This is a genomic window from Burkholderia sp. HMSC10F09 (assembly GCF_001806955.1).
GTDB lineage: Bacteria > Pseudomonadota > Gammaproteobacteria > Burkholderiales > Burkholderiaceae > Burkholderia > Burkholderia multivorans.
Genome location: NZ_KV786619.1, coordinates 1 through 7,438, shown reverse-complemented (window position 1 = coordinate 7,438; position 7,438 = coordinate 1). Strand labels below are relative to the sequence as shown.

Here is a 7,438-nt window from a genome sequence, read left to right as displayed (position 1 = left end):
CGCGGCACGCCTGGCGGCGGGCCCGGCGGCGTCGGCGGCGCATCGGGCGGAACGTCCATCGGCGGCGTCGGCGGCATGTCGGGCGGAACATCGGTCGGCCGTGTCGGCGGCGGGTCGTCGGGTGCGGCCGGTTCGGCCGCATCGTCACGTGTCGCCTCGGCCGATGCTGCAGCCGATGCTGCAGTCGCCGCGACCGATCCCGCGTTCGCGGCCGCCGTGTCGTTCGCGACGCGGCCGCCCAGGTACGGATTCAACGCCGGATCGTTGTACATCTTGTACTGCCGATACACCTTGAAGCGTGCCGTGCCGGCCGCCGCGTCGGCGAGCAGCGCATCGAGGCACGCGGCGAGATCGCTGCGCTGCTCGCGCAGGCGTTCGAGTTTCGCGCGGCACGATGCGCGATGCGCGGCGTCGACGTCGTCCCGCGCGAGCTGCAACCCCATGTGATGGATCTTCAACGCGAGGATCGAGAGCCGATCGATCATCGAACCGGCCGTTTCGCTGTTGAGCCGCGCATCCGCGTGCGCGGGCGGCAGCGCGGCGAGCAGCACCTCGTCGAGCGCCTCGACCGCGTCGTTGCGCTGCTGGTTCAGCCGATCGATCGCGCGCTTGTTCTCGACGATCGCGCGATCGGCCACGTCGCGGCGCCGCGCTTCGTCCTCGTGGCGCCACAGCGACGCATTGCAGTCGTGATTGCGATGGATCTGCCGCCACGCGGGACCGACGTCGTCGACGGTCGCACCGCAGTCGTCGTCGACGCGCGCGAGCAGCGCCGCATCGTGGAAGTACGTGATGTCGGCAGCATGGATCGGTTGCATCGGCCTCTCCTCGATCGGTTCGGACACTTGGCGCTAGCGCGCGGACACGTCGCCGCGCGGCGGCGACGGCGCGGCCGCCGCCTGCGCGCGCGTATCGCGCGACAGCAGCATGCAGCCCGCTTCGAGCACGTCGTTCACGCGCGTCGCGTCGGGGTCGCGCACGCACACGTGGCGGTCGCGGTCGAGCGGGGCCCAGCGTTCGGGGTCCGCGCGGCCGAATACGACGACGCTCGGCACGCGCAGCGCGGCCGCGAGATGCGACACGCCGGTGTCGTTGCAGAGCAGGAGCCGGGCACGCGCGATCAGCGCGGCCATCGCGCCGATCGACAGCCCGCAGGTCGCGTCGATCGTGTCGCCGCCGGTAAGCGCGGCGACATGACGTGCGAGCGGCTGCTCGGCCGCGGACCCGGTCAGCACGATCGTCAGCCTGTGACACGCGGCGAGATGGCGCGCGACGTGCGCGAACGCGTCGGGAGGCCAGCGCTTGTGCGCGGCGCTCGCACCCGGATGCACGCAGAGCAGCGGCCGGTCGCCGAGCCGTGCGAGGAGCCCGCTGTCGCGCAGCTCCGCGTGGTCGGCCGGCGTCAGCGGAAATTCGAGGTGCGGCGCGTCGGTCGACGGCGTCGCTGCGCCGAGTGCGCGTACGAGCCGCAGCAGGCGCAGCGGCTCGGGGCCGCAGTCCGGATACGGCAACCACGCGCGCGTCGCGGGCACGGCATCGGTGCGCGTGAAGCCGGCGACGGCCCGCGCGCCGAACCGGCCGACGATCGCGTTCGTCACGCGGCCGTCGCCATGCATCTGGATCGCGAGATCGGGCTGCCAGCGCGCAAGCGTCGCATCGAAGTCCGCGCGTGCCGCTTCGTCGATCGTGCTCTCCGGCAGCCGCGCATCGCCGGGAAAAACCGCGATGTCGTCGACGTAGCGATCGTAGCGGCGCATCCACTGCGCGGCCGCCTGCAGCGTGACGAGGCGGATCGCGGCCGCCGGCTGCGCGTCGCGCAGCGCGCGCAGGGCGGGGACGGCGCACAGCATGTCGCCGAGCCGCAGTGCGCGGAACACGACGATCGAGCGCAGCGGGCGCGCGAGCGGCGGCGTATCGGCGGCGCTCTTCTGCATCGACGCGGCAAACGTGATCACGGCCATGACGGAAGCGGTTCGGAAGCGCCGCAGGCGGGCGCGATGGCGTGCGATCGCGCATCGGCCGTACCCGCAGCACTTGGCCGCGCGCCGCACGGCGCCGCATGCAGAGGCGACGCGCATTGCAGCGGCCAAGCAGCGGGCGCGCAGACACGCCCCGCGGACGTCGCACACCGCCGACACCTTTCTACAATCGCGCGGACAGGTTCTACACGTGCACGAACGGCCGCACGACGCGCGCGGGGAGGCAATCGCGATCGGCGACGCATTTGTCGGACGACGGCGCGCGCGCGTGGCGATGTAGCGGGGACGGAACTTGCTGATCGGTCGCATCCACCGCGATTCCCGCGGTGCGGGCAAGCGCCGACGTCTTCGGCCGGCATCCCGCGCGCGCTGTGCGCTGCCGCGTGCGCGCGACGGCGTGCCGATCGCGCGTCGGCGTGCGGAGCGCGCACATGGACACGATGCCGATCGTTCTTCAATGGGGCGACATCCTCGCCCGCGTCGCACTGTCGCTGGTCGCCGGCGCGCTGGTCGGCTTCGACCGCAGCGAGGCCGGCAAGACGGCCGGCCTGCGCACGGCGATGCTCGTCTGCGCCGCCGCGTGCCTGGCGATGCTGCAGGTGAACGCGCTGCTCGGGCAGAGCGGCAAGACGCCGCAAAGCTTCGCGCAGCTCGATCTGATGCGGCTGCCGCTCGGGATCCTGACCGGCATGGGCTTCATCGGCGGCGGCGCGATCCTGCATCGCGACGGGCTCGTCACCGGCGTGACGACGGCCGCGACGCTGTGGTTCGTCACGGTGATCGGGCTTTGCATCGGCGGCGGGCAATTGCAGCTGGGCGCGCTCGGGCTCGCGGTCGGGCTCGTCGTCATATGGCCGCTGCGGCACGTCGAGCAGCGGCTGCGGCGCACGCGCACCGCGCTCGTGACGGTCGAATACGAGATCGCGTCGACGAGCCGCGACCGCCTGCTCGCGCTGATGCGCGAGGCGGGTTTCAAGTGCCGCGTGCGCGCGTTTCACGAAGCGGCGACGCAGTCGCTGCGCGAGGAAACCTTCGTCGTGCAATGGCGCGAAACGCCCGACAACGACGCGATGGTGCACCGGCTCACCGGCATGGCGGGCCCCGCCGGCCTGAAATCGATCCGCTGTTCGGCGGAGAACTGATGCGCGCCGGTGCGCGAATCTGCGCGCGGAACGCCCGATGCTCGTTCGCCGCACCGCGCTTTGCGGTTTTCCGGTTTGGAAGGAGTGAACCATGACGAAAGTAGCTGATGTAATGACGCGCGACGCCGCGACGATCGGGCCGACGCAGACGCTGCGCGATGCGGCGAAGCTGATGGACGACCTGAACGTCGGCGCGCTGCCGGTGTGCGACGGAACGCGGCTGATCGGGATGCTGACGGACCGCGACATCGTCGTGCGCGCGGTGTCGATGGGCGTGCCGCCCGACGAGTCGATCGAGGGCGTCGTCAGCGGACCCGCGAACTGGTGCTACGAGGACGACGACATCGCGGAGGTCCAGAAGAAGATGGAGGACGCGCAGATCCGTCGCGTGCCGGTGGTCGACCGCGAGAAGCGGCTGGTCGGCATCGTCGCGCTCGGCGATCTCGCGACCTCGGCCGACGGCGGCATGTCGTCGACGCTCGGTGCCGTCTCGTCGCCGTCGCGGCCGGAGCGCTGATGGCGGCCCCGCGCAAGGCCCGGCGCACGGGCAGCAAACGCATCGATCATCGGGAGAAGATGATGGACGATCGGCAGAACGTGAAGAACGGCGAGAGGGAAGCGCAGATCAGGGAACGCGCGTACCGTCTCTGGCAGGACGCCGGCTCGCCGGACGGCAACGCGGAAGCGTACTGGCTGATGGCGGAGCGGCAGCTCGACGCGGAGGGCGGCGCGACGGCCGCGACCGAGCCGCCGCTCGAGCAGTCGGCGCAACGCCGGATTCCCGGCGAGCCGCTGCAGGAGGACGACAGCGCGCTGTCCGACGAGCTCGCGCACGACCGGCGGCGCACCTGAACGACGACGGCCACAGCGCGTCGGCGTGCGGCCGGCGCGCGTGCGCGCGTCGTCATGGAGATTCGAGATGACGGCTCATGCAGGCGAGAAAGCGGAGAAGACGGGCGACTTCCGCTGCGAGAAGTGCCATCGCTCGACGCACGTGCGCGAGGGCGAGCGGATTCCGAAGTGTCCGCATTGCGGCAACGACACGTACGGCGAGCGCACGCGCGAGCCCGGCAACAAGGGGTGAGGGAGAGGCGCCGCGCAACAGGCGCCGCGCGAGCGCGCCGTGCAGACAGGCGCCGTGCCGCGAGCGCCGTGCGGCGACGCTAGCCGTCTTCGCCGACTTCCGTCGGATCCGGCAGTTCGGGCAGATCGTCGTTGCGCTCGGGCGCGGGCGGTTCGGCCGGGCGGCCGGTATCGTCGTGTTCCTGCGGCGGGGTCGGGGTGCCGGTCATGATCGTCCTCCGTGATGATCGCGGCCGCGGAATCGGCCGTTACGATGGACGAGCATCGCGCGTGCCGCAGGCGCCGCACACGATACGCACCGGCAACGCGGCCGCTACGCGCTCACAGTTCCGGCTGCCCGTCGACCTGCGGCAGCGGCGGAACGGGCGACGCGGCCGGCACGGGCGCCACGGATGCGACGGATGCCACAGGCGCCAGCGGCGGCGCATGCACGGGGTCGCTGTCGTCCATCGCGCGATGCAGCGTGGCCGGATCGACCGGCTTCACGAGATGATGGCGGAACCCCGCTTCGAGGCAGCGTTCGCGATCGGCGATCCGGCCGTAGCCGGTCAGCGCGAGGAACGTGCAGGGCTTGTCGGTCTCGATCGCTTTCAGCCGCCGGATCAGTTCGTAGCCGTCCATGACCGGCAGCCCGATATCGAGGATCGCGACGTCGGGCTCGTGCGAGCGGAACGCGCCGAGCGCGGACAGCGGGTCGTGCACGACCGCGACGTCGTGCCCCGCGTCGCGCAGCCACTGCGCGAGCGTCGCCGCCGCGTCCTCGTTGTCGTCGACGAGCAGCACGCGGCGGCGCGTGCCGACCGGCACCGCGACGGGCGGATGTGCGAGTTCGCGCGCGTCGGCCTCGACTGCAGGCGGCCGATATTCGGGCAGCGTCACCGTGAACGTGCTGCCGAGACCGGGGCCCGCACTGTCGGCGCGGACGGTCCCGCCATGCAGCATCACGAAGCTCTTCACGAGCGCGAGGCCGATGCCGAGGCCGCCGTCCATGCGCCCCGGCTCGCCGCCGAGCCGGAAAAACGGTTCGAAGATGCTGTCGAGCCGGTCCGGCGGAATGCCCGCGCCGCTGTCGCGCACTTCGATGACGATCGTGTCGCCGTCGCCGCGCGCGACGTGCAGCCCGATGTCGCCGCCCGGCGCCGTGTACTTCGCCGCGTTGGTCAGCAGGTTCGCGACGACCTGCGACAGCCGCACCGGATCGCCGTGACAGCGGACGTCCGCGTCGATGTCGACGTGCAGCCGATGGCGGCGCTGTTCGAGCAGCGGGCTCGCGACTTCGACCGCGCGGTCGACGATGTCGCCGAGCCGCACGGCTTCCTTCTTCAGCTCGATCTTGCCGCGCGTGATGCGCGACACGTCGAGCAGATCGTCGATCAGCCGCACCATGTGATCGAGCTGCCGCTGGATGATCGCGATCTCGTTCGGCGTCGCGTGGCCTTCGCGGCTGCGCACGAGCTCGAGCGCGAGCGAGATCGGCGTCAGCGGATTGCGCAGTTCGTGGCCGAGCACGGCGAGGAACTGGTCCTTGGCGTGATTGGCGTCGCGCAGCTCGGCGAGCAGCCGGTCTCGCTCCGCGTTGGCCGCCTGCAGCTTCTCACGCGCGGCGACATGCTCGGTCACTTCGACCGCGCTGACGATCACGCCGATGCCGTCTGCCTGCGGCTGCGGGTTGAAGTGCAGCCGATAGACGCGCGCGCCCTCAGGCGTCGCGCGGTCGCGATGTTCGCCGATCGTCGTCGACACGCCGTGCGCGCGCGCATCGTCGAGCGCGCGCGTGACGGCCGGCGAGTCCGCGCCGGGCATCACGGCGGCGAGCGGCCGGCCGACGATGTCGGTGCGTCCGCACATCGCCGAAAACCGGTGGTTCGCGAGCACGATGCGGTGTTCGGGGCCGGCGAGCAGCGCGATCGGCAGCGGCGCGTGCATCAGCACGCCGTTGCGCTGGCGCTCGGCGTCCTCGCGGCGGCGGATCTCGGCGCCGAGTGCGCGCGAGCGCTGCTGCGACAGCGCGAGCGTCAAATGCAGCTCGCGCTCGTCGTTGCGCAGCGACGCGGCCGGCAGCACGCGCCGATGCAGCGCGCAGACGTGGCGAAACAGCGTCGATTGCTCGGCGCCCGGAAACGCATCGTGCGGATAGCCGCAATAGAGCGAGAAGCGGTGCCGCTCGATCAGCTCGTTCCAGAGCGCCTCGAGCCGCAGCGCGGCGTCCGGCTGGCCGCGCGCGCAGAGCACGGCGACCATTTCGCCGAACGCATGCACCGGCCGGCCCGCGGCGATCGCGGCTTCGACGATCGCGCCGACCGAGCGCTGAAAACGGTCGCGATCGGGCATGTCGCCGTTCATGAAGCGCGCGAGCAGCGCTTCCGCATCCGACACGAACACGCGCCGGCGTGCCGGCTCGCCGATCGCCGCGACCAGCGCGCCGAGCCGCTCGACGACGTCGGCGAGGCGGTCGGCGCGCACGATCACGATCGCGCTGCCGCCGCTGCGCAGCGCTTCGCCCGCGAATGCGACGACCTCCGGCAGCAATTGCTCGACGGAATCGTAGAACTGGACGAAATGGTCGGCGCCGCTCGGCGCCGGTTCCAGCGGAGAAACCATTGTTGTGTCTCGCTACGGGTTGCCGTGAAGCGTTGCGCACGGTGGTCGCCGTGGTACCGCGCGCGCTGCCGCATGGCCATGCTCGTCCTCGCGGTCGTTGCGCGCGCCGCCGGCAGGCGATGCGCGCACGACACCGGACGAGTCGTTTCCTGTCGTTGCCCCAAACCACGGCAGTCTGACGATGCCGCAATGCGGTAGCCGGGCGTAGCAATGTGCGTGCCGCGCCCCGGCGTCCGCCCGGACGACCGCCTGGCCGCGCGGGACGGGGCGGCCGCGCCGCGCGCGAGTCGGCCCTCGTGCGTGCGGCGCTTGTAAATTCTGCATCGTGTGTAGCGGACGGACAAGCCGCGCCGCGTGCGGCGGCGTGCACGGCGGGCCGGTCGCCGCGGAGTCCCGCCAATTCGCCGCATGGTCGCACGCCACCGTCGCACGCGCGTCGGAATGGCGCTTGCTTGCGGCCACGCTGCAGGCCGCCGCCGCTCCGGCGGCGGCGTACCGTTGCAGCCGCATCTACCGGAAAGAACCATGACGCAATCGAAACAGCAACAGGAACGCGACACGCGCGGCACGCGCCCCGGCACGCAGGACGAACAGCCTTTGCAGCCGGCCGAGCCGCCGCACCGTCCGGAGGCG

8 protein-coding genes are annotated in these 7,438 nt (G+C 71.8%); 4 read left to right on the top strand and 4 right to left on the bottom strand.

Going from position 1 to position 7,438, the window contains the following annotated elements; all coding sequences use genetic code 11:
• Together HMPREF3115_RS07730 and HMPREF3115_RS07725 are read right to left on the bottom strand one after the other, a co-directional pair.
• The coding region (locus HMPREF3115_RS07730; RefSeq protein ID WP_141751653.1) for a DUF4254 domain-containing protein at positions 1-818 on the bottom strand (818 nt) is incomplete at its 3' end.
• Positions 819-851: 33 nt separating this feature from the next.
• Complete coding sequence (locus tag HMPREF3115_RS07725; protein WP_070553980.1) at positions 852-1,961, bottom strand: glycosyltransferase family 9 protein; 1,110 nt, start codon at positions 1,959-1,961, stop codon at positions 852-854.
• A gap of 449 nt (positions 1,962-2,410) precedes the next feature.
• Here HMPREF3115_RS07725 and HMPREF3115_RS07715 point away from each other — a divergent pair, with 449 nt between their 5' ends.
• From HMPREF3115_RS07715 to HMPREF3115_RS07700, 4 genes are all read left to right on the top strand, one after another.
• On the top strand, positions 2,411-3,121 hold the full coding sequence (locus HMPREF3115_RS07715; RefSeq protein WP_006399010.1) for an MgtC/SapB family protein: 711 nt from the start codon (positions 2,411-2,413) through the stop codon (positions 3,119-3,121).
• Between the two features lie 91 nt (positions 3,122-3,212).
• The gene (locus HMPREF3115_RS07710; RefSeq protein WP_006399011.1) at positions 3,213-3,638 is read left to right on the top strand and encodes a CBS domain-containing protein; all 426 of its coding nucleotides are present in this window, start codon (positions 3,213-3,215) and stop codon (positions 3,636-3,638) included.
• Complete coding sequence (locus tag HMPREF3115_RS07705; protein ID WP_006405168.1) at positions 3,638-3,973, top strand: DUF2934 domain-containing protein; 336 nt, start codon at positions 3,638-3,640, stop codon at positions 3,971-3,973. Before HMPREF3115_RS07710 ends, HMPREF3115_RS07705 begins: the two co-directional genes overlap by 1 nt.
• A 67-nt stretch (positions 3,974-4,040) precedes the next feature.
• Positions 4,041-4,205 carry a zinc ribbon-containing protein gene (locus HMPREF3115_RS07700; RefSeq protein ID WP_006399013.1) on the top strand — a complete coding sequence of 55 codons (165 nt, stop codon included), beginning with the start codon at positions 4,041-4,043 and terminating at the stop codon, positions 4,203-4,205.
• 79 nt (positions 4,206-4,284) lie between these two features.
• Here HMPREF3115_RS07700 and HMPREF3115_RS32255 read toward each other — a convergent pair whose 3' ends face one another.
• Both HMPREF3115_RS32255 and HMPREF3115_RS07695 read right to left on the bottom strand, forming a co-directional pair.
• Entirely contained in the window at positions 4,285-4,413 is a 129-nt protein-coding gene (locus tag HMPREF3115_RS32255) for a hypothetical protein (protein WP_006405170.1), read from the bottom strand.
• Between the two features lie 112 nt (positions 4,414-4,525).
• The gene (locus tag HMPREF3115_RS07695) at positions 4,526-6,805 is read right to left on the bottom strand and encodes a hybrid sensor histidine kinase/response regulator (RefSeq protein ID WP_070553978.1); all 2,280 of its coding nucleotides are present in this window, start codon (positions 6,803-6,805) and stop codon (positions 4,526-4,528) included.
• Between the last annotated feature and the right edge of the window lie 633 nt (positions 6,806-7,438).